27 protein-coding genes are annotated in these 23,586 nt (G+C 71.2%); 17 read left to right on the top strand and 10 right to left on the bottom strand.

Annotation, left to right across the window (positions count from 1 at the left end):
- Positions 1 to 143 precede the first annotated feature (143 nt).
- Together E6U81_RS18760 and E6U81_RS18765 are read left to right on the top strand one after the other, a co-directional pair.
- Entirely contained in the window at positions 144 to 2,249 is a 2,106-nt protein-coding gene (locus tag E6U81_RS18760; protein WP_136231250.1) for a serine protease, read from the top strand.
- A 126-nt stretch (positions 2,250 to 2,375) separates the two neighbouring features.
- Positions 2,376 to 2,894, top strand: a complete 519-nt coding sequence (locus E6U81_RS18765) for a hypothetical protein (RefSeq protein WP_136231251.1) — start codon at positions 2,376 to 2,378, stop codon at positions 2,892 to 2,894.
- 12 nt (positions 2,895 to 2,906) lie between these two features.
- On the opposite strand, the gene E6U81_RS18770 is transcribed toward E6U81_RS18765, so the two are convergent.
- Positions 2,907 to 3,575, bottom strand: coding sequence for an amino acid transporter (locus E6U81_RS18770; protein WP_240803896.1), 669 nt, complete (start codon positions 3,573 to 3,575; stop codon positions 2,907 to 2,909).
- A 116-nt stretch (positions 3,576 to 3,691) separates the two neighbouring features.
- Here E6U81_RS18770 and E6U81_RS18775 point away from each other — a divergent pair, with 116 nt between their 5' ends.
- The gene (locus tag E6U81_RS18775; RefSeq protein WP_168714669.1) at positions 3,692 to 4,432 is read left to right on the top strand and encodes a class I SAM-dependent methyltransferase; all 741 of its coding nucleotides are present in this window, start codon (positions 3,692 to 3,694) and stop codon (positions 4,430 to 4,432) included.
- A 12-nt stretch (positions 4,433 to 4,444) separates the two neighbouring features.
- Here the strand turns inward: E6U81_RS18775 and E6U81_RS18780 are convergent, their stop codons facing one another.
- Complete coding sequence (locus tag E6U81_RS18780) at positions 4,445 to 5,080, bottom strand: TetR family transcriptional regulator (protein ID WP_136231253.1); 636 nt, start codon at positions 5,078 to 5,080, stop codon at positions 4,445 to 4,447.
- A gap of 98 nt (positions 5,081 to 5,178) precedes the next feature.
- Between E6U81_RS18780 and E6U81_RS18785 the strand changes: the two genes are divergently transcribed.
- Both E6U81_RS18785 and E6U81_RS18790 read left to right on the top strand, forming a co-directional pair.
- Positions 5,179 to 5,373 (top strand): hypothetical protein, encoded by a 195-nt coding sequence (locus tag E6U81_RS18785; protein ID WP_136231254.1) that lies wholly within the window; start codon positions 5,179 to 5,181, stop codon positions 5,371 to 5,373.
- Positions 5,370 to 5,651 (top strand): DUF4190 domain-containing protein, encoded by a 282-nt coding sequence (locus E6U81_RS18790; protein ID WP_136231255.1) that lies wholly within the window; start codon positions 5,370 to 5,372, stop codon positions 5,649 to 5,651. The genes E6U81_RS18785 and E6U81_RS18790 overlap by 4 nt, the downstream gene beginning before the upstream one ends.
- A 28-nt stretch (positions 5,652 to 5,679) precedes the next feature.
- Here E6U81_RS18790 and E6U81_RS18795 read toward each other — a convergent pair whose 3' ends face one another.
- From E6U81_RS18795 to E6U81_RS18805, 3 genes are all read right to left on the bottom strand, one after another.
- A complete protein-coding gene (locus E6U81_RS18795) occupies positions 5,680 to 6,072 on the bottom strand; it encodes a hypothetical protein (protein ID WP_136231256.1) in 393 nt (130 codons plus the stop codon).
- A 137-nt stretch (positions 6,073 to 6,209) separates the two neighbouring features.
- Positions 6,210 to 8,027, bottom strand: a complete 1,818-nt coding sequence (locus E6U81_RS18800) for a serine/threonine-protein kinase (protein ID WP_136231257.1) — start codon at positions 8,025 to 8,027, stop codon at positions 6,210 to 6,212.
- Between the two features lie 90 nt (positions 8,028 to 8,117).
- Positions 8,118 to 8,495 carry an FKBP-type peptidyl-prolyl cis-trans isomerase gene (locus E6U81_RS18805; RefSeq protein ID WP_136231258.1) on the bottom strand — a complete coding sequence of 126 codons (378 nt, stop codon included), beginning with the start codon at positions 8,493 to 8,495 and terminating at the stop codon, positions 8,118 to 8,120.
- Between the two features lie 187 nt (positions 8,496 to 8,682).
- On the opposite strand from E6U81_RS18805, the gene E6U81_RS18810 reads away from it, so the two are divergent.
- Complete coding sequence (locus E6U81_RS18810; RefSeq protein WP_136231259.1) at positions 8,683 to 10,089, top strand: DUF5685 family protein; 1,407 nt, start codon at positions 8,683 to 8,685, stop codon at positions 10,087 to 10,089.
- Between the two features lie 176 nt (positions 10,090 to 10,265).
- A complete protein-coding gene (locus E6U81_RS18815) occupies positions 10,266 to 11,774 on the top strand; it encodes a DHA2 family efflux MFS transporter permease subunit (RefSeq protein ID WP_136231260.1) in 1,509 nt (502 codons plus the stop codon).
- 27 nt (positions 11,775 to 11,801) lie between these two features.
- On the opposite strand, the gene E6U81_RS18820 is transcribed toward E6U81_RS18815, so the two are convergent.
- Positions 11,802 to 12,941: a PucR family transcriptional regulator gene (locus E6U81_RS18820; RefSeq protein ID WP_136231261.1), complete on the bottom strand. Its 1,140-nt coding sequence runs from the start codon at positions 12,939 to 12,941 to the stop codon at positions 11,802 to 11,804.
- An 87-nt stretch (positions 12,942 to 13,028) separates the two neighbouring features.
- Between E6U81_RS18820 and E6U81_RS18825 the strand changes: the two genes are divergently transcribed.
- From E6U81_RS18825 to E6U81_RS18870, 10 genes are all read left to right on the top strand, one after another.
- A complete protein-coding gene (locus E6U81_RS18825) occupies positions 13,029 to 14,084 on the top strand; it encodes a ferredoxin reductase (RefSeq protein ID WP_136231262.1) in 1,056 nt (351 codons plus the stop codon).
- Positions 14,085 to 14,091: 7 nt separating this feature from the next.
- Positions 14,092 to 15,210, top strand: a complete 1,119-nt coding sequence (locus tag E6U81_RS18830) for an acyl-CoA desaturase (RefSeq protein WP_136231263.1) — start codon at positions 14,092 to 14,094, stop codon at positions 15,208 to 15,210.
- Positions 15,211 to 15,440: 230 nt separating this feature from the next.
- Positions 15,441 to 15,935, top strand: coding sequence for a methyltransferase domain-containing protein (locus tag E6U81_RS18835; RefSeq protein ID WP_136231264.1), 495 nt, complete (start codon positions 15,441 to 15,443; stop codon positions 15,933 to 15,935).
- Between the two features lie 86 nt (positions 15,936 to 16,021).
- A complete protein-coding gene (locus tag E6U81_RS18840; RefSeq protein WP_136231265.1) occupies positions 16,022 to 16,363 on the top strand; it encodes a metalloregulator ArsR/SmtB family transcription factor in 342 nt (113 codons plus the stop codon).
- Between the two features lie 74 nt (positions 16,364 to 16,437).
- A complete protein-coding gene (locus E6U81_RS18845; protein WP_136231438.1) occupies positions 16,438 to 18,093 on the top strand; it encodes a SulP family inorganic anion transporter in 1,656 nt (551 codons plus the stop codon).
- Positions 18,090 to 18,512, top strand: a complete 423-nt coding sequence (locus E6U81_RS18850) for a pyridoxamine 5'-phosphate oxidase family protein (protein ID WP_240803897.1) — start codon at positions 18,090 to 18,092, stop codon at positions 18,510 to 18,512. Before E6U81_RS18845 ends, E6U81_RS18850 begins: the two co-directional genes overlap by 4 nt.
- A 17-nt stretch (positions 18,513 to 18,529) precedes the next feature.
- The gene (locus E6U81_RS18855) at positions 18,530 to 18,934 is read left to right on the top strand and encodes an ATP-binding protein (protein ID WP_136231440.1); all 405 of its coding nucleotides are present in this window, start codon (positions 18,530 to 18,532) and stop codon (positions 18,932 to 18,934) included.
- 16 nt (positions 18,935 to 18,950) lie between these two features.
- Positions 18,951 to 19,361 carry an STAS domain-containing protein gene (locus tag E6U81_RS18860; protein WP_136231266.1) on the top strand — a complete coding sequence of 137 codons (411 nt, stop codon included), beginning with the start codon at positions 18,951 to 18,953 and terminating at the stop codon, positions 19,359 to 19,361.
- 46 nt (positions 19,362 to 19,407) lie between these two features.
- Positions 19,408 to 19,629 carry an alkylphosphonate utilization protein gene (locus E6U81_RS18865; RefSeq protein ID WP_136231267.1) on the top strand — a complete coding sequence of 74 codons (222 nt, stop codon included), beginning with the start codon at positions 19,408 to 19,410 and terminating at the stop codon, positions 19,627 to 19,629.
- 175 nt (positions 19,630 to 19,804) lie between these two features.
- Complete coding sequence (locus E6U81_RS18870) at positions 19,805 to 20,140, top strand: metalloregulator ArsR/SmtB family transcription factor (protein ID WP_136231268.1); 336 nt, start codon at positions 19,805 to 19,807, stop codon at positions 20,138 to 20,140.
- 160 nt (positions 20,141 to 20,300) lie between these two features.
- Here the strand turns inward: E6U81_RS18870 and E6U81_RS39885 are convergent, their stop codons facing one another.
- From E6U81_RS39885 to E6U81_RS18885, 4 genes are all read right to left on the bottom strand, one after another.
- A complete protein-coding gene (locus tag E6U81_RS39885) occupies positions 20,301 to 20,459 on the bottom strand; it encodes a DUF6126 family protein (protein WP_168714664.1) in 159 nt (52 codons plus the stop codon).
- A gap of 196 nt (positions 20,460 to 20,655) precedes the next feature.
- The gene (locus E6U81_RS18875) at positions 20,656 to 21,102 is read right to left on the bottom strand and encodes an ATP-binding protein (protein ID WP_136231269.1); all 447 of its coding nucleotides are present in this window, start codon (positions 21,100 to 21,102) and stop codon (positions 20,656 to 20,658) included.
- A gap of 241 nt (positions 21,103 to 21,343) precedes the next feature.
- The gene (locus tag E6U81_RS41940) at positions 21,344 to 21,856 is read right to left on the bottom strand and encodes an NAD-dependent epimerase/dehydratase family protein (protein WP_346766159.1); all 513 of its coding nucleotides are present in this window, start codon (positions 21,854 to 21,856) and stop codon (positions 21,344 to 21,346) included.
- 179 nt (positions 21,857 to 22,035) lie between these two features.
- Positions 22,036 to 23,559 carry an aldehyde dehydrogenase family protein gene (locus E6U81_RS18885; protein WP_136231270.1) on the bottom strand — a complete coding sequence of 508 codons (1,524 nt, stop codon included), beginning with the start codon at positions 23,557 to 23,559 and terminating at the stop codon, positions 22,036 to 22,038.
- Positions 23,560 to 23,586: the final 27 nt, after the last annotated feature.

Consider the following 23,586-nt stretch of genomic DNA (forward strand, 5'->3'; position numbering starts at 1 on the left):
ATCGCCCCAGGAAGCCGGTTCGGTGCGCGCCGTTCGCTCCGTCCGGCGCGGTCGAGGCCGCACCCGCTGTTGTTGCGGCATCGAGAGCGCGTCCGCCTCCTGGAAGGCGTCGGAAGACCCACAGCGACAGAACGGTGAGTGGCATGCTCCCCTCCAACGAATCCCCGGAAGAGCAGGAACAGCAGAAGGCGGCGGCGCAGCGGTACCGCGAGGCGTCCGCGGCGCGCAGGGAGATCGAGGCGCAGCTGGCGGCCGGGGTGCGGTACCCGGACACCCCGGAGCGGATCGCCTCCCGGGCCAACCGGCTGCTCGAACGGGGCGGGATTCCGCCGACGGCGGCCGTGGAGAGCGTCCACGCGGAGGCCCTGGACATGCCCGAAACCCTGGAGCGGGTCATCGGACTCACCAAGGACCTCCAGCCGTGGAGCTTCCTGCCGCGGGGTGCCCGCGCCGCCGCCACCGTCGCCCGGATCTCGATCCTCCGGGGCGGCCTGGAACGGCCGCACGGAACCGGCTTCCTGGTCTCCCCCCGGCTGCTGCTCACCAACCACCACGTGCTGCCGGACGCGGCGACGGCACGGCGCTGCTTCCTGGAGTTCAACGCCCAGGTCACCATCGACAACGCGCCCGACGCCGCGATCCGGTTCACGTTCGACCCTGACACCTTCTTCACGGCGGACAGGCATCTCGACTACGCGCTGGTGGCGGTCGTTCCCGCCGCCGACGGCGGTCTCGCCGGCGAGAAGTTCGGATGGAACCGGCTCAGCATCCAGCAGGGCAAGCTGGTCCAGAACGAACCGGTGAACGTCATCGGCCACCCGATGGGACGGCTCAAGGAGATCGCGCTCCGCGACAACGCCCTCGTGCAGCGCCTCGACGATTTCCTCCACTACCGGACCGACACCGAGCCCGGCAATTCCGGGTCCCCGGTCTTCAACGACCAGTGGGAGGTCGTTGCGCTGCACCACATGGGCGTGCCGAACACCGACGCCCAGGGCCGCGTCCTGCGCAAGGACGGCCAGCTGTGGCGGAGCGGCATCGACAGCGACGACACCGTCGACTACGTCTCGAACGAGGGCGCCCGCACCAGCTCGATCCTCAAGCACCTCGCCGCGTTGCCGCTGGACTCCGGGCGGCGGGCGCTGCTGGCGGAGATGGGGCCCGAGTCGGGGCTCCGGCAGGACGCCGTCGCAGGCCCGGTGGAGACTCCGGTCGCGCCGCTCACGCCGCTCGCGCCCGTGGTGCCCGTGACGCCGGCCGTGGCCCCGGCACGGACCCCGGGCCCGACCCCGCGGGAGGCTGCCACGACCCCCGCGCCCGCCGGGACCCGCGTCGGCCTGAGGGCCCCGATGAACGCGTTCGGCGGTGCGCGCCACCTGGTGTTCCTGCACGGCCGGAGCCAGCAGGGCAAGGACCCCGAGGTGCTCCGCCGCGGCTGGACCGGGGGACTCAACCACGGACTCACCCGCGCCGGGCTGCGCACCGTGGACCCCGAGCACGTCTGGTTCCCCTACTACGGCGACCGGATCGTCGAGGCCATCGGGCAGCACGAGGCGCTTCCCGCCTCCTACGCCGACGCCCCCGCCATGGCGGCGCTGGAGGCCTTCGCCGCCCGGTCCGAGCACGGGACGTACGAGCAGCTCGTCATCGAGGCGGCGGTCCTGGCCGGCATGCCGCCGAACGGCCAGGAGGCCGCGGAGAACATCGGCAGCACCATCGTCGGATCCCTCCAGGGCGCGCTGGGCTGGCTGGCGGCCAAGACCGATGTGGACGCACTGGCCATCGCGACCGTCTTCCGCGACGTGGACGCCTACCTCGGCGATCAGGCGGTCCGCGACGCCGTCCTGGACCGTGTGGCCGAGGAGATCCCGCACGAAGGCGAGCTGGTCCTGGTGACCCACAGCCTCGGCACGGTGGTCGGCATGGACCTTGTCGCCAACCGGCTCCCCCCGGGCATGAAGGTCACCCTCCTGGTCACAGCGGGCAGCCCGCTGGGGATGAACGCGGTCACCAGCCGGCTCATCCCGCCGGGCACCGACCGCCCCGGAGCCGTACGCGAGTGGGTCAACGCCTGGTGTCCGACCGACGCGGTGGCCATCGGCTGCCCGCTGGAGCCCGTCTGGGGCAAGCTGACGGAGGAGCACGCCGTGGTGAACGCGAGCGACCGGGCCCACAGCATCGAGGAGTACCTCGCCCACCCCGAAGTCGCCACGGCCATCGACACGTTCCTCGCCAGACCCGCCAACTGACGCCCACGGCCCGGGCGGGCGCGACGCACACCCGCCCGCCCGGCCCCCGAGCATCGAGTCCTTCTGCCAGGATCTGGATACCCAGCAGGGCAAGGAGCCCTGCGTATTCGGCCATGGGGGCGACTCATGATCCACATCACCCTGGGTGCGAGGCGTTACGTCAACCCGCAGGAGGACCAGCTCGGTCGCAACATCATCGGCTTCGACCCGGTCATGAACGACGAAGCCCTCTTCCACGCCAACCGCGGCTGCTGGGTCCTCGGCGAAAGGGCCGAGAAGGAGCGCTACGCCCTGCTCTCCCACGAGGGCGAGGTCCGCTTGGCCATCGAGATCGACCGCCTCGTCCCCGTGGCCGGAGGGCGCAAGGCGATCGAGGGCAAGTACCTCACGCCGGGCGACGCCGTCCACGACGCCTACGTCGGCAGGCCCACTCCCGTCGAGACGACACGCAACCCCATCACCTACTTCGACTCCCCGCACGGCGCCCGCACCTGCTACTGCGGCTGTGGAGAGTCGGTGGCCGGCGGCTGGTTCGTCATGGGCCACGACCAGAAGGCCCTGCACGCGCGGATCTCGAAGATCGGCACCGTGCGCGAGTTCATCGACTGGTTCGACAGCACCTACGCCGACCCGCAGGGCGCGTAGCCGCCCGCGCCGTCACCGCTGCTCCCCGTGGTGGGGGGCCTCGACCGGGAGGCCCTTGCTCGGCGGGTGCCGGTACTGCTCCGGCACGTCGAGGCGGTCGACCCACGGGTGCGCCCCGTACGTTTCGAGGATGGCCGTGGCGAGCCAGATCCGCTGGGCGGGCGCGAGGACCGGCAGGGCCGCGGCGAGATCCGTCTCGTCCTTCGGGCGGGGCTTCTCGGCCTTGTAGTAGAGCTGGACTTCGGGGGTCAGGTAGGGGATGCCGCCCGGGCCGACCGCTCCCAGTTCTGCCACGGGGCGGCGTACTGCGGCGTTGCGGCGCGACACCCACAGGCCGTCCCGTGCTTCGTCCAGCATGACCTGGATGCGCCACGGCGTTCCGGGCCCGGGGCGGCACCAGACGTCGTGGATGCCGAGGGGCAAGTACTCGTCGGGCTGCCAGGGACGCAGCGTGCCGGGCGGGTCGGCGGCCCACCACTGCCAGCCGGCCAGTACGCGTTGCACGGCGAGCTGGTCAGCGCGCAGGACCAGGACGTCGATGTCGTCGTGCGCGCGGACGGGGTGCCCGACGGCGAGTTCGACGGCATGTCCCCCGGCGATCCACCAGGGCGTTCCGGCCCGGCGGAACAGGTCGGCCACCTCGTGCACGGGTGCGGGATCCCAGCAGGCTTCGGCGGTCATTTCCGGGAGCGTAGCGGTTCGGCGGTGGTCGGGCCCCGGGCCGGCTCCCAGCGCGCGCCGCGCTGGGAGAGTAAATGCGTCGACAGGCCCCCCGGCCCCCGGCAGAGTGGCCGTCCGTGACGAGCAGCGAACTGTGGACCCGCGCGACCGCCGACCGATACGACGCCGAGGAGGCCGAAACGTCCTCGGCAGCCGTTCTCGGACCGACTCTCGACTTCCTCGCCGAACTTGCCGGAGACGGCCGGGCCCTTGAATTCGCCATCGGAACCGGACGAGTGGGCGTCCCGCTCCGGGAACGCGGTGTGCCGGTGGTGGGCATCGAACTGTCCGAGCACATGGCAGCGGTGCTGCGGCGCAAGGTCGACGGGGACACGCTCCCGGTGGTCATCGGGGACATGGCCACCACTGTCGTCCCGGGTACGTTCACCCTGGTCTATCTCGTCTACAACACCATCACGAACCTGCTCACACAGGACGAGCAGGTCGAGTGCTTCCGCAACGCCGCACGCCACTTGGAGCCCGGCGGCCGCTTCGTCATCGAGCTGGGCGTGCCGCCGCTGCGGTTCCTGCCGCCCGGCCAGGTCGCGGTGCCGTTCGACGTCTCCGAGCAGCACGTCGGCTTCGACACCTTCGACCTGGTCGAGCAGATGCTCGTCTCGCACCACTTCACCCGCGACGGCGACGACGGCCACTACCGGCGCGACAACTCCCGGCATCGGTACGCCTGGCCGGCGGAGCTCGACCTGATGGCACGGATCGCCGGGCTCGAGTCGGAACGGCGCGTCGCGGACTGGGACGGCTCGCCGTTCACCCAGGACTCCGCGAAGCACGTCTCCGTGTGGCGCAAGCCGGCCTGAGGCCCGCCGCCGTCACCTTGCCCGCCCGCCCGCCCAGTGCACGCGCCCGAGATGGATCAGGCGCAGCTGGGCGAGGGCCGTGGCGGAGGCGGCCGACCAGTCCTCGCCGCGGAGGGATGCGGTCAGGAACGCCGAGGCCGTCATGAACATGTGGTCCACCAGCAGTCGCGACAGCATCGTCACGTCGTCGGCATCCCAGCACGCGCTCAGGCGGTCGGAGCCCAGTGCGACGCCTATCTCGTCCGCGAGGACGTCGAGTTGCGCGGCGATGGCCTCGCGCACCGCCGCCACCCCGCCGTGGCGTTCGCGGACCAGGAAACGGACGTGTGCGGGCCGCTCCCGCACCAGGTCGCCGATGAGCCGCACGGCAGCGTCGCCGCGCCGGTCGGCGTCGCCGGAGGCGGTGAGGATCTCCCGTACCGTCCCGTGCAGGCTGGCCAGCGCCTCCTCGACCAGCGCGGTTCCCAGCTCGTCCATGCCGCGGAAGTGCCGGTAGAAGGCGGTGGGGGCGACTCCGGCGGTCCGGGTCACTTCCCGGAGCCCGAGGCTGCCGAGGCTGCGCTCCGCCAACTCCGACAGGGCCGCATCGAGGAGGGCGCGCCGGGTGCGGCGGCGCCGGGTCTCGCGAAGGCCGGTCTCTGCACTCATGACGCGAAGTCAACCGCGTCACAGTCGTCCGTCGCCAGCATGATGCAAACTGGACCGGGTAGTCAGTGAACAACTGTTACCTGAACGGAGGACGTCTCATGCTCTTCCTCGTAGGTGCGTTGCTTGTGCTCGGCGTCGTCCTCGGCGTCGTGGCCCATGTACCCGCGCCCGTCAGCATGGTCGCTGGTCTCGCCATCGCTCTCTGGCTCGCCCTCTTCGCCGCCCGCGAGCGGCTCTTCGGCCACCGCCGGTCGGCAGGACGACTCGACCACGACCCCCGGGGTGCCCGATGAGCCTCCAGGCGGATTCCCGTACCGCGGGCCGCAACCCGGCCCGTACCCGCGACGCCGATGCGATGGCCGTCACCGGCTTCGTCCTCGGCCTGGTGGGGCTGCTCGTGATGAACCTGATCCTCGGCCCGATCGCCGTCGTCCTGGGCACCCTCGCACTCCTGCGGCACACGACCAGGCCCGGCCGGGCCCGCCTGGCCATCGGCCTGGGCCTGGCCGACGTGGTGCTCCTCGTCTGCCTCGTCACCGCCGACGGGACCTGGTCGTGGAGCCTGACCTGAGCGTCCCGGCCGGTCCGGGGGGCGTTCCCTAGGCGGACCTGCGGCGCAGGGCGCGGCGGACCGCGTACAGGACGCCGAACAGCACGATGACGACGACCAGGACGATCAGCAGATTCTTGAACAGGCCGCCCTTCTTGCCCTTCTTCTTGCCCTTCGACTTGCCCTTCGACTTGCCCTTCTTGTTCCCGGTGGTGGCCCGGAGCTGGGACGAGGCCGGTGCCTGGTGGAGACCGGCGGCCACGCCCGCGCCGGCGAGCGGACCGCCCTGCGGCAGCGCGGCGGCGGCAGGAGCCTGCCGGGCGGCCGGAGCGGCCGCCGAGGCCGTGGCCGCGGTGCCCAGGAGCAGTCCGGCGAGCATGAAGAGCGGGACGATGGCCGCCGCGACCATCGGGCGCTTCTTCGGGCGGTTGTTCGTTGTCACTGTGTCCCCCAGTTCTTCCCTGCCCCGTCCGGGCCCGGTGGGATCCGGAAGGCAGGGGCTTGAAAGCATCGTCGACGAGTTCGACGGCCCCTGCAAGGAGAAGGACCGGGCAACGTCGTCGGGCGCGCGAGCCACCGTCAGTTCTTCGCCGCGGGGTCGGCATTGCGCCATACCGTCAGGTCGACGGTGATGAAGGCCGTCTCCTTCGCTCCGCCCGTCCTGCCGCGGAAGGTCGCCACCGCGATGTGGCCGGCCTTGCTCAGCACGCAGACCTGCGAGCCGTCCGTGAGCTGGTCGAGGCCGACCTTCTCGGTGAAGCGGGTCACGGCCCGACAGGTCTCCAAGGAGCCCTTCTCGGAGTTGTTCAGCAGGACGAGCTTGCCGTTCGTACTGCCGAACTTCTCGTCCCCGAACAGGGTGTCCCGGTAGAAGAAGAGGTCGGCGTCCCCGTAGAGCACGCCGGCGCCGGTCGGCTCCTCGGCCGGGCGCGGCGGATTGTCGGCGAACATCAGCTGGTGGTTCTGGGGCACGTCGATGCCCGGGTACGCGACCGGCTGCGGGTCGGGCCTCCCCGAGGAGGAGCTTGCGCCGCCCGAGGCCTTGTCGTTGCCACCCTTGGCGGAGCCGTCCGGCAGCAGGGACCCGATGACCACGAGCCCGACGACCGCCGCCGCCACCGCCCCGGCGACGATCAGCCCCGTCCGCTTGGGGCGCGGCGGAACGGGCGGACCGGCGACGAAGCCCTGGGTGTGGAACGGCGGCGGCGTGCTGTGGCCCGGAGCGTACGAGGGCTGCGTGTAAGGGGGTCGGTGGTACTGGCCCGGCGGCTGCGGCTGCGGATAGGAAGGCTGCGCGTACGGGGGAGGCGTCGGGTAACCCGGCGGCACGGCCCCCGGCGCCCCCGGCGCCGGAGCTGTCTGCGTCGGCGCGGCGGCCACCCCGGTCGGCGTGTACCCGGGAGCCGCCGGCGCCTGCGGCGAGATCTCGGTCGGAACCGGCGTCGGGGCGGCCGTCGGCGCGGCCGTCGGCGGCGGGGTGGCAGCCGGCGCGGGCAGCCGCAGCCGCTCGGTGAGGGAACCGGCGACGGCCTGCGGCAGCCAGTCCTCGCCCTGGCGCAGCGGAGTCCGGGAGGCCGCGTTGCACAGCTCGATGACCTCGGTCAGGGTCGGGCGGTCGGCCGGATCGCGGGTCAGGCAGCGGGTCACCACCGGCCGCAACTCCTCCGGCAGGGCGCTCAGATCGGGATCCTCGTGCACGATCCGGTACAGCACCGCGTGTGACGGCCCGTCGCCGAAGACCGATGCCCCGATCGCGGAGAAGGCCGCGATCTGCCCGAGGGCGAAGACGTCGGTGGCCGGGGTGACCGTGCCGGCCGAAGCCTGCTCGGGCGCCATGAAGGCCGGGGTGCCGACGCTGACGCCGGTACTGGTCAGAGCAGTGGAGTCGGCGGCCCGGGCGATGCCGAAGTCGATGACCCTCGGGCCGTCGGAGGCGAGCAGCACGTTGGCGGGCTTCAGGTCCCGGTGGACGATGCCCGCGCCGTGGATGACGTGCAGCGCCTCGGCGACCCCGACGGTCAACAGCAGTACGCTGCGCACCGGCAGCGCCCCGTGCCGGGCGACGGCGTGGGCGAGCGAGGGGCCGGGTACGTAGGCCGTGGCCAGCCAGGGCTGGGGGCCGTCGGTGTCCGAGTCGATGACCGGGGCGGTGTAGAGCCCTTGGACCCGCTCCGCGGCCCGCACCTCCTGCCGGAAGCGTCGCCGGAACTCGGGATCCTCGCTGAACTCGGGCCGGATCACCTTGATGGCGATGGGCCGACCGCCCGGCGTGTGGGAGAGGTAGACCTTGCCCATCCCACCCGCACCCAGCACGGCGGCCAGGCGGTAGCCGCCCACGACGGCCGGGTCGTCCGCCTTGAGCGGCTGCAGGAAATCGGCGGAAGGTGCGCTGCCCATGGGATCCGTCTCTGATTGCGGCGATTCAGCACCTGGCGGCGCCCCGAAGTCACCGGAGAGCGTACCCAACGCCCGGTCCCTCAGCGGCCTTCAGACCACGGAGAGCAGGTCCACCACGAAGACGAGCGTGGAACCCGCCGGGATCAACGGCGAGGGCGACTGCTTGCCGTAGCCGAGGCGCGGGGGGACGACGATCTCGCGCCGGCCACCGACCTTCATCCCCCTGATCCCCCGGTCCCAGCCCTTGATGACCCTGCCACCGCCCACGGCGAACTTGAACGGCTCGCCCCGGTCCCAGGAGGCGTCGAACTCCACTCCGGACTCGAAGGTGATCCCGACGTAGTGGACCCGCACGACCCTGCCCGGCTTCGCCTCGGGGCCGTCCCCGACGACGAGGTCCCGGACGGTCAGCTCCTGGGGAGCGTCGCCCTCCGGACGTTCGACCGCGGGCTTCGTCGGTTCACTCATCGCACCTCACCACTCTCCGCCGGAATCCCTCGTACCGGCCGCCTGAAGTACATCAAACCCCGACCGGCCCAGGGTTACGCGCCGTCCTCCGTCCCTGTCGTCCTCGACTCCGCGGGGGCCCTCGGAAGGGACCGTCTAGGATGTCGGCCGCGCGTCCGGGTAGCTGTTCCAACGGGGGAGAACGTCGATGTTCGGAATCATCAGACCGTGCCGTCATCGCCTGGGCGAGGGCCTGCGTACCGAGTGGATGGCGCACCTGTGCGGGCTGTGCCTGGCTCTGCGCAGCGAGTACGGGCAGTTCGCGAGGGTGGCCACCAACTACGACGGCCTGATCATCTCGGTGCTGACCGAGGCGCAGTCGGAACGTGCCGGGGACTGGAGGCGGGGTGCCGGACCGTGCCCGCTGCGCGGGATGCGGTCGGCGGACGTGGCCCAGGGTGAGGGCGCGCGGCTGGCGGCGACCGTGTCGCTGGTCCTGGCCGCGGCGAAGATGCGTGACCATGTGGCCGACGGCGACGGCCTGGTGGGGCGCCGCCCGATGGCGCTGGCGGCACTCCGGATCGCCGACAGCTGGGACCGCGTGGGTGCCGCGGGCGGCGAACGGCTCGGCTTCGACACCGCGCTGCTGCTCAGGGCGGTCGAGCGCCAGCCGGACATCGAGCGGTCGACCGGCCCCGGTGGCTCGCTGCTGACGGTCACGGAGCCCTCGGAGACGGCGACCGCTGCCGCCTTCGCATACACCGCGGTGCTCACGGACCGCCCGGGCAACGCCGAACCGCTGGCGGAGGCCGGCCGCCTGTTCGGCCGACTGGCGCACCTGCTGGACGCGGTGGAGGACCTGGACGCGGACGAGGCGTCCGGCGCGTGGAACCCGATCGCCGTGACCGGCGCGGACCGCGCCGAGGTGCGCCGGCTCTGCGACGACGCCGTGCGCGGAATCCGGCTCGCCCTGTCCGACGCCGTGTTCGTCGACGAGCGGCTGGTCCGCGCGCTCCTGGGCGGCGAGCTGGAGCGTGCCGTCGATCGGGTCTTCGACCCCCGGCACCGTGACCATCAGCACCGCCGCCGGGCGCGGGGCCCGCGCATGCTGCCCTGGCTGGGACGCCGTGCGCAGACGGAGACACCCGCGGGGACCGGCACCGGCACGGCCTGCGGCGCGGGAGAGCTCGCGGGCGTGGCTCCGGTGGTCGGGACGACGGCGTCGGGCCGGCCGTCGGAGGGGCAGTGCCGACGGTGCCGCGAGTGGCGCCGGCTGTGCGGCGGATGCGGGCTGTGCAGCGCGTGCTGTCGCTGCGACGCCGGCGAGGACGACGGGGAGTCCTGGCAGTTCGGCGACGGCAACAGCAGCGGCGGTTCGAGCCGGGACGGCTCCGGCAGGGACGGTTCCAGGGGTGACGGCTGGTTCGGCGGCAACTCGGGTGGCGGCTCCGGCGGCGGCCACGGGTCCGGTGGCTCGGGTGGCTCAGGTGGCTCAGGTGGCTCGGGCGGTTCCGGCGGTTCCGGCGGTTCCGGCGGTGGTTCGGGTGACGGCTGCGGTGGTGGCGGCGGTGGCTGCTGCAATCCGTGCAAGTGCTGCTGCGACTGCTGCGACTGAACGACGGAGCATCCCGGAGCGCAGGGTGAGCCTGCCGTCACTCGTACGGTAAATGGTTTGAGCTCGGGCGGCGGCACCGAAAAGATTCGGGGAACACCGATGAGTTCTTCGCGGTGTCGCGGTCTGTCATGGTGACCAGCCCACATTCGGAGGACACTCACATGACGGAAGGCGCCATGCCCGCACCACACGCAACGGCCACCCATTCGCCCGCCCGCGTCACCGCCGTGCTGCGGATTCTCGTGCTGTCCACGTTCGTCGTCCTCCTCAACGAGACGATCATGGTCAACGCGATCCCGCGGCTCATGCGCGATTTCGAGGTCACCGCGGCAGCCGCGGGGTGGCTGTCCACGGCCTTCATGCTCACCATGGCCGTCGTCATCCCCGTGACGGGGTGGTTCCTCCAGCGCGTGACGACCCGGACCGCCTTCAGCCTCGCCATGGCACTGTTCCTCGCCGGCACGACTCTGGCCGCGGCCGCGCCCGCCTTCCCCGTACTGCTGGCCGCCCGCGTCATCCAGGCCAGCGGCACCGCCGTCATGATGCCGCTGCTCATGACCACGCTGATGACCCTCGTACCCCCGCAGGACCGCGGCCGTGTCATGGGCAACATCACCCTCGTCATCTCCGTCGCGCCCGCCCTCGGCCCCGCCTTCTCCGGTGTGCTGCTGCAGCTGGGGTCATGGCGCCTGCTGTTCGTGGCGGTGCTCCCCATCGCCGGAGCCATGGCCGTGTTCGGCCGGCGCAAGCTGGTCAACATCGGCGAGCCGCAGGCCGGCCCCATCGACTGGCTGTCGGTCCCCCTGGCGGCAGCGGGCTTCGGCGCCCTGGTCTACGGCCTGAGCGGGCTCGGTGCCGGGGACGCGGACCGGGCTCCCGTGCCCCCGGAGGCCACCACCCTGGTCGGCGCCGTGCTGGTGGGCCTGTTCGTATGGCGACAGCTGGCCCTGCAGCGCTCCTCCGCACCGCTGCTGGACCTGCGGGCCCTCACGTACCGCCATTTCTCCGTGGCGCTCGGCCTGATGTGCCTCTCCTTCATGGCCCTCATGGGTGCGTTCATCCTGCTGCCGATCTATCTGCAGGAGGTGTGCGGCCTGAGCTCCCTGCAGACCGGGCTGCTCCTCATCCCCGGCGGCCTGACCATGGGCCTGCTCGGACCGCAGGTCGGCAAGCTCTACGACCGGCTCGGCGCACCACGCCTGGTCGTACCCGGAGCCGTAGTCACGGCGCTCTGCCTCGCCCTGTTCGCCCTCACGGGCGAGCAGACCTCGCCGTGGCTGGTGCTCGCCCTCCACGTGGCCCTGAGCGCGGGCATGGCGTTCGTCTTCACCCCCGTCTTCACCTCCGGCCTGTCCGTGCTGCCGCCGCACCTCTACCCCCACGGCTCCGCCATCCTGGGCTCGCTCCAACAGGTCGCGGCCGCCGCCGGCACCGCCCTGGTCATCAGCGTCATGTCGGGTCACGCCGCCACGGCGGCGGCCGAGGGCGCCGACGCCACCGGCGCCCTCGCCGCGGGCGTCCGGTGGGGATTCGGCATCGGCGCCGTGCTCGGCGCCGTGGCCGTACTCGTCGCGCTGCTGATCCGCACCCCGCCCGCTCCGCCGCAGCCCGCGCCGGAGGCCCTGGACGAGGACGGCACCACGAGGGACAAGATCCAGAAGGACCCGAGCTTCTCGGGGGAGTAGGAGACCGGGAGGCTCTGCCGTACCGCCTCAGCCCATGCGGAGACCGACCGCCAGCGTCAGTTCGAGAACCCGCTGCGGCGAGGCGAGATCCGGGAAGAGCTCCCGCAGCTGCGACATCCGGTACCGGACGGTCTGGGGGTGGACGAACAACGCCGCCGCCACCTCGTCCCGCCTGCCCTGGTGCAGCAGCCACGCCCGCAACGTCTCCTCGAGCCGCCGCGCGGTCGCGGTCGGCAAGGTACGGAACGGTGCGAGGGCTCGGGCCCGCAGGTCGGCGAAGGCGTCCGCGTCGGCGCCCAGTACCAGCTCGGGCAGGTGGTCCTCGGTGTCGCGGATGTCGCAGGAGAGGGAGCGCGCGCGTACGGCGCGTGCGTACGAGGCGGACGCACGCGTCCACGGCCGGGCCGGGCCGACCACGGCGGTGCGGTCGGACAGCTGCCTCAGCAGGCGTGCCCGGTCGGTATCGGGGACGAGCAGCACGCCGGAGGCGTCCGGCAGGTCGTCGAGGACGAGGGTGCCCGGGTCGAGCGCGCGGTAGGCCGGCCGGGCCTGGGCGGCGGGCAGCAGGACCGCGGTCAGCGAAACCGGCGGCTGCCACCGGGCCCGCCCGGCAGCGGCGAGGAGCACGTCCGGGCCCGCGCTGGCAAGGAGGTCGCGGGCCAGCTGTTCCAGGTGGCGCTCGTGGGCCCGGCCCCGCGCCGCCAGCTCGTCGGCGTGGCCCGCGGCGCTCGCGGCGGACAGCTCGTCGATGTAGGCGAAGGTCAGCTCGGCGAACTTGGCGACCTGGGCGGCGGGCAGACCTGCGGGTACGGCACCTGCCGCCAGGCCTCGCCAGGCCACGCGGGCGCCGACCCGGTAGGCGCTGAGCAGGGCGTCCATCGAACGGCCGTCGCGGACCTCGCCGCGGCCCAGCTCGTAGGCCGCCTCGCCGGCGTCGCCGCCGGTGGCCTTCCCGCTCGCCAGGTCGAGGTAGAGGCCCAGGGCGGTGCGGACGGCCCGCCGGATGGTGGCGCCCATCCGGCCCGAAAGGGCGTTGGCGTACGGCGGCACCTCGTCGATGATCGCCTGGACGACCTCGTCGGCGGTGGTCCGCAGCGCGGCCCGAAGCGCGGTGACCGTCGTCTCATCCAGGACCAGTTCACTGGCCCTGCGGACTGCATGACTCACGTTTTTGTTCCCTGCGAACAATTCAGTCGATCAGATTCACGTCCTACGGACAGGACTTTACCCCCTGAAGCGCATCAAGCTGGGGTCATGACGAGTGCAGCCCTCCGCAGTAGGGCGTGGAAACTGCTGGAGATGGTCACGACGCCGGTGCTGCCGTCGGACTACCTCGACCTGGTCAGCCCGCTGCGTGCGGGCGGCGACCTGCGGGGGCGCATCGAGGCCGTGCACCCCGAGACGGGTGATGCCGCGACCATCGTGATCAGGCCGGGACGGGGCTGGCGCGGCCACACGGCCGGTCAGTACGTGCGGATCGGGGTCGACGTCGACGGGGTGCGCCTGTGGCGCGCCTACTCGGTCACCTCGCCGACGGACCGCCGGGACGGCCGGATCACGATCACCGTGAAGGCGATCCCGGACGGCAAGGTCAGCAACCACCTGGTCCGCAGGGTCGAACCGGGCACGCTGATCCAGCTCGACCAGGCGACCGGTGACTTCGTACTGCCGGAGGCCAGGCCGGCCAAGGTGCTCTACCTGACGGCCGGAAGCGGCATCACGCCGGCGATGGGCATGCTGCGCGACAGCGAGTTCGACGACGTCGTCATGGTCCACTCCGCACCGCAGCCGCACGACGTGATCTTCCGCAACGAGCTGCACGACCTGGTCGCGGACAAGAAGCTGCGCCTCACCGAGCTGCACACCGACACGGACGGCATGCTCGACATCGCCCGGCTGGGCGAACTCGTCCCCGACTGGGCCGAGCGCGAGACCTGGGCGTGCGGGCCCGCGGGCCTGCTCGACGCCGCCGAGGCGCACTGGAGCGAGCACGGCATCCCGGAGCGCCTGCACACCGAACGCTTCCGCGCCGGAGTCGTCGTCACCGGTGACGGTGGCGAGGTCACGTTCGCCACCACCAACAAGACCGTCGACGCCGACGGGGCCACGCCGCTGCTGGATGTCGGCGAGGAGGCCGGCGTGCTCATGCCGTCCGGGTGCCGCATGGGCATCTGCTTCGGCTGCGTCACGCCGCTCACGGCGGGCGCCGTCCGCGACCTGCGCACCGGCGAGATCACCGAGGCCGGGCCGGACGTCCTCATCCAGACCTGCGTGTCCGCCGCGGCGGGCCCCTGCGACATCGAACGGTAGGAGCACCTTGACCGCCATCGACCCCACCGCCCACCTGACCGCGGAGCAGATCGAGGAGCTCGGCCGCGAGCTGGACGCGATCCGCGACGAGGTGATCGCCAGCCGCGGGGAGAAGGACGCCGCCTACATCCGCAAGGTCATCTCGGCGCAGCGCAAGCTCGAACTGGTCAGCAGGGGCATCCTGCTGTTCTCGATCTTCCCGCCGGCGTGGCTGATCGGCACCGCCGGCCTGTCCGTGGCCAAGATCATGGACAACATGGAGATCGGCCACAACATCCTGCACGGCCAGTGGGACTGGATGCGGGACCCGAAGATCCACTCCACCACCTGGGACTGGGACCACGTCTCGCCCGCCGACCAGTGGAAGCACTCGCACAACCAGCTGCACCACACCTACACCAACGTGATCGGCAAGGACAACGACCTCGGCTACGGCATCATGCGCGTCGACGAGGACCAGAAGTGGCACCCGTTCCACCTCGGCCAGCCGCTGTGGAACTTCATCAACGCCTGCTTCTTCGAGTACGGCATCGCCGCCTACGACCTGGAACTCGGCAAGAACCTGCACAAGCGCCGCCGCAAGAACCCGGAGTTCCGCGCGCGGGCCAGGGCCGTGGGCCGCAAGATCCGCAAGCAGGTGCTCAAGGACTACGTGATCCACCCGCTCCTCTCGGGCCCGTCGTTCCTCACCACGCTCGCCGCCACCTTCACCGCGAACCTGGTCCGCAACCTCTGGACCCACTCGGTGATCATGTGCGGGCACTTCCCCGAGGGCGTGCAGGTCTTCGAGCGCCGCTCGATCAAGGGTGAGACGCGCGGCCAGTGGTACCTGCGCCAGATGATGGGCTCGGCGAACATCAGTGGCAGCAAGGCCATGCACTTCATGACCGGCAACCTCTCGCACCAGATCGAGCACCACCTGTTCCCGGACCTGCCGAGCAACCGGTACGCCGAGGTCGCGGTGAAGGTGCGCGCCCTGTTCGAGAAGTACGAGCTGGACTACGTCACCGGGCCGCTGCCCAAGCAGGTGTACTCCGCGTGGCACAGGGTCTTCCGGCTCTCGCTGCCGAACAGGAAGCCCAAGGCCACCACACCGGACCGCGAACAGCAGCTCGCCGCGGCCTGACGCGGGGGTCGGCTTCCCGCCCGGGAGCCCGAGTCGGCGGCCTAGAAGAAGCCCAGGCGCTTCGCGTGCCCCGCTGGCCCGAGCTCGCGGCCGCCGTTATAGCGGGCCCGCGAGCAAGGCGATGTCCGTGTCTATCGAGTCGCGGGCTGTGCGGTGCACGTCGCGGATTCCCGGGCCCAGTTCGTACGCGGCGATGCGCTGAGGCTGCCGTTCCCGGACGGCGGGCGTCGGTGGCGATCAGCGGCCTGGTCCTCAGCTTCGTCCCTGCTCCTGAGCCGGCCGTCGCAGAGATGGCCCGCATCCTGCGCCCTGGCGGCACGCTCGCCGCGTACCTCTGGGACTACACCCCGGGAGGCATGGAACTCATCCGCTACTTCTGGGAAGCCGCCGTCTCCCTGGACGAGGGCAGCCGGAAGCTGGACGAGGCTCTGCGGCTCCCCCTTTGCGCGCCCGGTCCGTTGGGCGAGTTCCTGCGAGCGGCCGGCCTGGCGGACGTGGAGGTCGACGAGATCAACATCCCCACACGCTTCAGGGATTTCGACGACTACGGGGCCCCGTGCCTGGGCGGGCAAGGGCATGCCCCGCCTGAATCCCACGGGCGTGTCTCCCGGTGCCGGAAGGGGCCTCGCCGCCGATCGATGCGGCGAGGTCCCTTCCGTACAGTGCGCCAGCGGCAGGCAGCGGATCGCAGGATCTGCAAATTGCAGAAATCTGCAATTTCATAGATGCTGTGGGTGCTGTGTCCGTAGGTAGCCGCGGGCGCGGCACCAGGCGTATGCCCCGTTCGGGGCGGTGAGAAGGGTGCGAGACCGTGCCGGTTCCGCTGTATCAGGTGAAGGCCGAGTTCTTCCGGATGCTCGGGCACCCGGTGCGGATAAGGGTTCTGGAGCTGCTGCAGGACGGGCCGATGCCGGTGCGGGACCTGCTGGCCGCGATCGAGGTCGAGCCCTCCGCCTTGTCCCAGCAGCTCGCGGTCCTGCGCCGCTCGGGGATCGTCACCTCGACCCGTAACGGCGCTACCGTCGTCTACGCACTGGCCGGCGGGGACGTCGCGCAGCTGATGCTGGCCGCGCGGCGGATCCTGACCGAGGTCCTGACCGGGCAGAGCGAGCTGCTCGAGGAGCTGCGCGCGTCCAAGGTTGCGGCCTCGTGAGCGTGAACACCGCCCTGACGGCCGTGCTCGGCCGGGTCCGTTCCGTCCTGCCCGCCCGGGCCGATTACGCGGTCATGGCCCGCAACCCCCGACGGGATCTCCTGGCCGGCCTCACGGTGGCGATCGTCGCCCTTCCCCTCGCCCTCGGGTTCGGGGTCTCCTCCGGGCTGGGCGCGGAGGCGGGGCTGGCCACCGCCGTGGTCGCGGGCGCGCTCGCCGCCCTCTGCGGCGGGTCGAACCTCCAGGTGTCCGGCCCGACCGGCGCGATGACCGTCGTCCTGGTGCCGATCGTCGCCCGGTACGGGCCCGGCGGTGTCCTGACCGTCGGGCTGATGGCCGGCGTGCTCCTGATCGGTCTCGCCCTGCTGCGGGCCGGGCAGTACATGCGGTACGTGCCGGCACCGGTGGTGGAGGGCTTCACCCTGGGGATCGCGTGCGTGATCGGCCTCCAGCAGATACCCAATGCCCTCGGGGTCGCCGAGCCGGAGGGGGAGAAGGTCCTGCTCGTGGCGTGGCGGGCGCTCGTGGAGTTCGTCGCCTTCCCGAACTTGACGGCGATCGGCCTCTCGGTGGGTGTCGCGGCGGTGATGCTGGCCGGGGCCCGGTGGAAGCCGAGGGTCCCGTTCTCGATCGTCGCGGTCGTCGTCGCGACCGTGATCGCGCAGGTCTTCCGTCTTGACGAGGCGGCCCCGATCGGTGACCTTCCCCCCGGGCTCCCCGCTCCGTCCCTGGCCTTCCTCAACGCTTCCGCGTTCGGGTCGCTGCTGGCCCCGGCGGTCGCGGTCGCGGCGCTCGCCGCGCTGGAGTCGCTTCTGTCGGCGACCGTGGCGGACGGGATGACGGTGGGGCAGAAGCACGATCCGGACAAGGAGCTCTTCGGGCAGGGCGTCGCCAACCTGGCGGCCCCGCTGTTCGGCGGAGTGCCGGCCACCGCCGCGATCGCCCGCACGGCCGTCAACGTCCGCACCGGCGCCTCCTCCCGGCTGGCCGCGCTCACCCACGCCGCGGTACTCGCAGTGATCGTGTTCGCCGCAGCCCCCCTCGTCTCGAAGATCCCCCTCGCCGCACTGGCCGGCGTTCTGCTGGCGACCGCGATCCGCATGGTCGAGGTCGGCTCACTAAAAGCAATGGCCAAGGCAACCCGCTCGGACGCCGTCGTCCTCGTCCTGACCGCCGCCGCAACCCTGATCCTCGACCTCGTGTACGCGGTGATCATCGGCCTCGTCGTCGCGGGAGCCCTCGCCTTGAAGGCAGTGGCGAGCCAGGCTCGGATGGAGCAGGTCGACTTCCGCCCGGACCTGCCCGGCGAGCACAGCGACGAGGAACACGCCCTGCTGGCCGAGCACATCGTGGCCTACCGCATAGACGGCCCCCTCTTCTTCGCCGGCGCCCACCGCTTCCTCCTCGAACTCTCCGAAGTAGCCGACGTGAAGGTGGTCATCCTGCGCATGGCGCGGGTGACCACCCTGGACGCCACCGGCGCCCTCGTTCTGAAGGACGCGGTCGAGAAGCTGAACCGGCGCGGCATCGCCGTCATGACCTCCGGCATCCGGCCCGGCCAGCGCCAGGCCCTGGACGCCGTCGGCGCCTTGGACCTGCTGCGCCCGGAAGGCCGTGAGTACGCCACCACCCCCGAGGCGATCGCCGGCGCCCGCAAACACCTGGAGCAGGCGGGCCTGCTGCCCCGTACGCATCACCGACCGCACCGCATCCGGAAGGCCGCACGATGACCGTCCCCGCCGACCTCCGCATGATCGAGGTCTCCGGTACCGAAGCCCTATGGCTCCTCGAAGGCTCCGCCCAAGGCCGACTCGTCTACATCCAGCGGGAGGTGGCCGTCGTCCGCCCCGCCGCACACGCGATGGAGTACGGACGCCTCGTCGTCCGGGCCCCCGTGCAAGCCGCCACCATCCCCGGCCGGGCACTGCTGACCTACCAGGTCGATGAGATCCGGAGCCCGGCCGGGACCGGCTGGACGGTCAGCACCCACGGCCCGGCCGATGTCATCGTCGACCCCGACGAGGCCGCCCACTACCGGCGCACCCTGCCCGGCTGGGCCCACGGCCCTCATGACACCCTGCTGCGCCTGCACCCGCAGTCCGTGTCCGGGTTCCGCCTGGCCCGCACCGTGAACGGGGTGGGCCGGTGACCGTCCAGGTCGAGGCGATGCCCTACCGGCACGTGCTGGACGTGCCGGCCATGGGGGCCGCCGTTCGCATCGCCCGCGAGACCACCGAGCTTGTCCTCGTCGAGTGCGGGGTGGGCCTTCGCCACCCGAGCGTCGGCCCGGCGCTGCTGATCCTGGCCGAACTGGTCACCAACGCCGTCCGCCACGCTGCAGTCCTGTCCCCGATCATCACGGTCACCTACGCACACGGGCCGGGTGCATTCGCGTTCGCCGTCCGCGACCGCCACCCCTACCGGCCCGTCCTGTTCGGGGCGCTCGCCACCGCCCCGGGCAGCGGCCTGGCCATGGTGGTCGAAATGACGATGGAACTCGGCGGCACCGCCGTCGTACGGGCGGACGCGGACGGGCGCGGCAAGGCCATCTGGATCACCCTTCCCCTGTGAAGCCGAGGAGCTGACGATGACGATCGAATGGCGCTACACCACCCGCCAGGACCTGGGCGTGCTGTCCCTGGCCGGGTATCTCGGCGCGGACGCCACCGACCGGTTCACCGGCGCCATCGGCTGGGCGCTCGCGAGGGGCACCGGCCCGGTCATCCTGGACCTGACCGGTCTGCTGGGCTGGTCGGCCGGCGGGCAGATCGCCGTTGCCCGGGCCGCCCACCGCCTCGCCGAGAGCGGGCGCCGACTTGAGCTCGCCGCGATACCGGCGGACGGCTCCCTTGTCCCGGACGCGACCTGTCCGCCCGTCCCGATCCACTGCGACCTCGCCGCCGCGCTTGCCGCTCACGGAGCCCACGGGACGATCAAGCAGTGGACCACTGATGACTGGCCCACTCCGCAGTCCCCCGAGGAACCCGCCCTCACCTGAACCCAGCACACCATCCGCAAGATCAGCGACGAAGGACATCGGCACCATGAGCGACATCATCTTCAAGGACTCCAACGGCAAGTTCCTGGAGGACGGGGACTCGGTCACGCTGACCAAGGACCTGAAAGTCAAGGGGACCTCCGAGACCCTCAAGCGCGGCACCCTGGTCAAGAACATCCGCCTCACCTCCCGCCCGGGCGAGGTCGAGTGCAACACGAGGAAGGTCAAGGGCCTGGTCCTGAAGACCGAGTTCCTCAAGAAGGCCTGACCGGCGAAGGTCCCACTGCGGGAGGCGAACGTCACGAAGGTGCCCCGCCGGGTCCCACGAGTTGCAAGGATCTGCAATTGTGGAGGTCGCAAGGTGTGAGGAGGGGCGAACGGATGCCTCTACGAAGGAACGGTTCCGGGTGGATGAGATGGGCAGTCACGGCAGGGGTAGCCAGGTGAGCGCACCGCTGTACCAGCTGAAGGCGGAGTTCTTCAAAACGCTGGGGCACCCGGTCCGCATCCGCGTCCTGGAACTCCTCTCCGTACGCGAGCACGCGGTAGCCGAGATGCTCCCCGAGGTCGGAGTGGAGGCCGCGAGCCTCTCCCAACAGCTCGCCGTCCTGCGCAAGGCCAACCTGGTGATCACCCGCCGGGAGGGTTCGAACGTGTACTACGCGCTCACCGACCCCGAGATCGTCGAGCTCCTGCGGGTCGCCCGCGGCATCCTCTCCGGCGTCCTGGAAGGCCAGGCCGAACTCCTGGCCGACCTCAAGGCCAGCCGCCACGCCTGAACGGTGCCCCACGGTGCGGGCCCTGCGGGGCCGGCACCCCACATACGGCGGCCGTCTTCCGATAGTGCGGGTTCAACGCGCTTCTGACACCGGAAGACGGCCGCTCCCTCATATGCCGAACCTGCTCCGCAGGCGTGCGGGCCCCATTTCGGTCCCGGCCTCACTTCTGGGCGTGCTGCCCCAGGTAGAACAGCAACCAGATGAACCCGGCGAACACGTGCGTGCCGAAGATGTAGAAGAAGGCCCGCATCGCAACGCCCTTCTCTTTCCACTTCTCGTGCTCCGCCGCCGTGTCTCTCTCGGGCAGGTTATCCGTCATGACGCGCCTTCCTTCCTGGTGCTCGGCTCCTCGACAGGGCGGCGGCACGGGCGGAGGCGGACCTGCATGCCGTGTTCGCCGGCGTACTCGATGACGGCCGCGACTTCGCCGGCCTCTACCGTGCGAACCTCCGGCTCATGGCCGGTTCCGAGGTAGGTGATCTCGTACAGCTGTACGTCCCTTTGGTTCCTGCTGGTCACGGTGTGCCTTCCGGCAGGATGAAGCGGACGACCACCGTTTTGCCGTGCCCGCCGGAGGAAGGCTCGATACGGACGTCGCCGCCGAACGTGCGCGCCAGGTCAGCCACCGTGCGCAGCCCCTGCCCGGAGGTCCGGCCGGCATCGGCCAGCGTTATCGGGCGCGGGTCCAGGTCCTCGACCGAGACCACGAGCAGGTGCTCGGTCATGTGGAGAGTCACCTCCGCGTCCAGGGAGTCCTGAGCGTGCCGGACGGCGTTGGCCACCAGCTCGCTGACCACCAGGAGCACGGCGCCGAAGAGCGCGCAGGAGCTCTCCAGGCCGAGGAGGACCAGGGACCGTTCGCTGCGCTCGCGCGCGGCCCGCACGGAACCCGGCACCAGCGGCACCGTCCACACGTGCTTGAGCGCCTCGACGGCCGATTGTCCGCTGGGGTGCCGGGCCATCACCGACGCCTCGGCGCCAGTGACACTGTCTGGTTCACCGGCTGTCTCCGGCTTCGGTGGCCACGCCGTGATCGTGGGCCACGCGCAATGCGTCCTCCAGCTTCTCCGCGGCCTGTGCCTCCTCGAAGCGCATCGTCAGCTTCCTGTGCAGCCTGGAGACGAGCCCGCGCCACACGGGCCCGTTCCAGCGCTGCTGCCTCGAACCCGGCCACACCGCGACCCCCGTCCGCCATATCCAGAACTAGTAAATTGCATAACTCTGCAAGTCTAGCGGGTGTGGGACCGTTGGGAGGTCGGTGACCGCCGCACATCGCCTACCTGGCGGACCGGATCTGACCGGCAATCGACCACAGTCTTCAGGGTGAAAGCCTCGGATCGACGCAGGCCCTGTGAGCGCGGCTTTGACGTAGCCGACGGTGTCGCGTGGACTCGTCCACGTCGCCAGGTGGCGGGGCTCGGTGGATGCCTGCTCGAAGCTGCCGGTGCGCAGGAAGGCGGCGGACGGCCCGCACTTGTCCGCGTACAGGCGCCCCAGAGCCTCGACCCCGACCTTGCTCACCCCGTACAGGCCGTCCGGGTGTGCGGGCTCCTGTGGCCCGGTGAGGTGCTGCGTCGGGTAGGAGCCGGTCACGAGGTTGCTGCCGGCCGGCACCACCCGCCCGATTCCGTTGCACCTGGCGGCTTCCGGGACGTTGTGCGTGCCCCGTGGAGCGAGTTGCAGAGCCTGAGCCGTCCCGCTACGCCGCGCCACCACGCGTGTCAGAGGGCGTCGCCTCCCTCGCTCCCGGGCGGGAGTCTGGTCCGTGACTGGTCCGGGAGGCGTGGCCGGGCGACCCCATTCCGCACTCAGCGTGATGTTCCTGTGTCGATGAGTGACGCTTCGGAACTGATTTCAGGAGTGCAATTTCCCTTCCGGGCGCTCGACTTGGCGCTCTAGAAGAACCCAACTGCTTTCGGGGAATAGCTGACATAAACGTTCTTCGTCTGCTGGTAGTGCTCCAGCATCATCTTGTGGGTCTCGCGGCCGATGCCCGACTGCTTGTAGCCGCCGAAGGCGGCGTGGGCCGGGTAGGCGTGGTAGCAGTTCGTCCAGACGCGGCCCGCCTGGATGGCCCGGCCCGCGCGGTAGGCCGTGTTGATGTCGCGGGTCCACACGCCCGCGCCGAGGCCGTACGCCGTGTCGTTGGCGATGCGCACGGCGTCCTCGAAGTCCTGGAAGGCGGTCACCGACACCACCGGGCCGAAGATCTCCTCCTGGAAGATCCGCATGCGGTTGTCGCCCTCGAAGATGGTCGGCTGGACGTAGAAGCCGCCCGCGAGGTCGCCCTCCAGTTCCTGGCGGCGGCCGCCCGTGAGGAGTTTCGCGCCCTCCCGACGGCCGATCTCCACGTACGACAGGACCTTCTTCAACTGCTCCTCCGACGCCTGGGCCCCGATCATCGTGTCCGTGTCCAGCGGGTGCCCCGGCACGATCTGTTCGGTGCGCGCCACGGCCGCGTCGAGGAAGTCCCCGTACCGGCCCCGCTCGATCAGGGCCCGCGAGGGGTTCGTGCACACCTCGCCCTGGTTGAGCGCGAACATGGTGAAGCCCTCCAGGGCCTTGTCGCGCAGGTCGTCGTCCTGCGACCAGATGTCGTCGAAGAACAGGTTCGGGCTCTTGCCGCCGAGTTCCAGTGTGACCGGCTTGAGGTGCTCGGCCGCGTACTGCATGATCAGCCGACCCGTCGCCGTCTCCCCGGTGAAGGCGACCTTCGCCACGCGCGGGCTCGACGCGAGCGGCTTGCCGGCCTCCTCCCCGAAGCCGTTGACGATGTTCACCACGCCCGGCGGCAGCAGGTCCGCGACCAGGCCCAGCCAGTGGTGCACGGAGGCCGGGGTCTGCTCGGCCGGCTTGAGGACCACGGTGTTGCCCGCCGCCAGCGCCGGGGCCAGCTTCCACACGGCCATCAGGATCGGGAAGTTCCACGGGATGATCTGCGCGACCACGCCCAGCGGTTCGTGGAAGTGGTAGGCGACCGTGTCGTCGTCGATCTGGCTGAGCGCGCCCTCCTGCGCCCGCAGCGCGCCCGCGAAGTAGCGGAACTGGTCGATCGCCAGGGGCAGGTCGGCCGCCAGGGTCTCGCGGACCGGCTTGCCGTTCTCCCAGGTCTCCGCGACGGCGAGGGCCTCCAGGTTCCGCTCCATCCGGTCCGCGATGCGCAGCAGGACCGACGACCGGTCGGCTACCGAGGTCCGGCCCCAGGCGGGAGCCGCCGCGTGCGCCGCGTCCAGCGCCCGCTCCACGTCCTCCGCGGTGCCCCGGGCGACCTCCGTGAAGGTCTGGCCGGTGACGGGGGAGGGGTTCGCGAAGTACCGCCCGCGGGCGGGCGCGACGTACTCGCCGCCGATGAAGTGGTCGTAGCGCGACGCGTACGACATGAGCGCACCGTCGGTACCGGGCGCAGCGTAACGGGCCATGGAGTCCTCCCCTGCCGGGCGCCGGCC

Origin of the sequence: Streptomyces sp. A0592 (assembly GCF_004795115.1) — a bacterium.
Classification (GTDB): Bacteria; Actinomycetota; Actinomycetes; order Streptomycetales; family Streptomycetaceae; genus Streptomyces; species Streptomyces erythrochromogenes.

Excerpts from the sequence above, each read along its gene's own strand:
- E6U81_RS18760 (WP_136231250.1), top strand. The coding sequence starts at position 144 with ATGCTCCCCTCCAACGAATCCCCGGAAGAGCAGGAACAGCAGAAGGCG.
- E6U81_RS18765 (WP_136231251.1), top strand. The coding sequence starts at position 2,376 with ATGATCCACATCACCCTGGGTGCGAGGCGTTACGTCAACCCGCAGGAG.
- E6U81_RS18770 (WP_240803896.1), bottom strand. The coding sequence starts at position 3,575 with ATGACCGCCGAAGCCTGCTGGGATCCCGCACCCGTGCACGAGGTGGCC.
- E6U81_RS18780 (WP_136231253.1), bottom strand. The coding sequence starts at position 5,080 with ATGAGTGCAGAGACCGGCCTTCGCGAGACCCGGCGCCGCCGCACCCGG.
- E6U81_RS18785 (WP_136231254.1), top strand. The coding sequence starts at position 5,179 with ATGCTCTTCCTCGTAGGTGCGTTGCTTGTGCTCGGCGTCGTCCTCGGC.
- E6U81_RS18790 (WP_136231255.1), top strand. The coding sequence starts at position 5,370 with ATGAGCCTCCAGGCGGATTCCCGTACCGCGGGCCGCAACCCGGCCCGT.
- E6U81_RS18800 (WP_136231257.1), bottom strand. The coding sequence starts at position 8,027 with ATGGGCAGCGCACCTTCCGCCGATTTCCTGCAGCCGCTCAAGGCGGAC.
- E6U81_RS18805 (WP_136231258.1), bottom strand. The coding sequence starts at position 8,495 with ATGAGTGAACCGACGAAGCCCGCGGTCGAACGTCCGGAGGGCGACGCT.
- E6U81_RS18810 (WP_136231259.1), top strand. The coding sequence starts at position 8,683 with ATGTTCGGAATCATCAGACCGTGCCGTCATCGCCTGGGCGAGGGCCTG.
- E6U81_RS18815 (WP_136231260.1), top strand. The coding sequence starts at position 10,266 with ATGCCCGCACCACACGCAACGGCCACCCATTCGCCCGCCCGCGTCACC.
- E6U81_RS18825 (WP_136231262.1), top strand. The coding sequence starts at position 13,029 with ATGACGAGTGCAGCCCTCCGCAGTAGGGCGTGGAAACTGCTGGAGATG.
- E6U81_RS18845 (WP_136231438.1), top strand. The coding sequence starts at position 16,438 with ATGGCCCGCAACCCCCGACGGGATCTCCTGGCCGGCCTCACGGTGGCG.
- E6U81_RS18850 (WP_240803897.1), top strand. The coding sequence starts at position 18,090 with ATGACCGTCCCCGCCGACCTCCGCATGATCGAGGTCTCCGGTACCGAA.
- E6U81_RS18855 (WP_136231440.1), top strand. The coding sequence starts at position 18,530 with ATGCCCTACCGGCACGTGCTGGACGTGCCGGCCATGGGGGCCGCCGTT.
- E6U81_RS18860 (WP_136231266.1), top strand. The coding sequence starts at position 18,951 with ATGACGATCGAATGGCGCTACACCACCCGCCAGGACCTGGGCGTGCTG.
- E6U81_RS18865 (WP_136231267.1), top strand. The coding sequence starts at position 19,408 with ATGAGCGACATCATCTTCAAGGACTCCAACGGCAAGTTCCTGGAGGAC.
- E6U81_RS39885 (WP_168714664.1), bottom strand. The coding sequence starts at position 20,459 with ATGACGGATAACCTGCCCGAGAGAGACACGGCGGCGGAGCACGAGAAG.
- E6U81_RS18875 (WP_136231269.1), bottom strand. The coding sequence starts at position 21,102 with ATGGCCCGGCACCCCAGCGGACAATCGGCCGTCGAGGCGCTCAAGCAC.
- E6U81_RS18885 (WP_136231270.1), bottom strand. The coding sequence starts at position 23,559 with ATGGCCCGTTACGCTGCGCCCGGTACCGACGGTGCGCTCATGTCGTAC.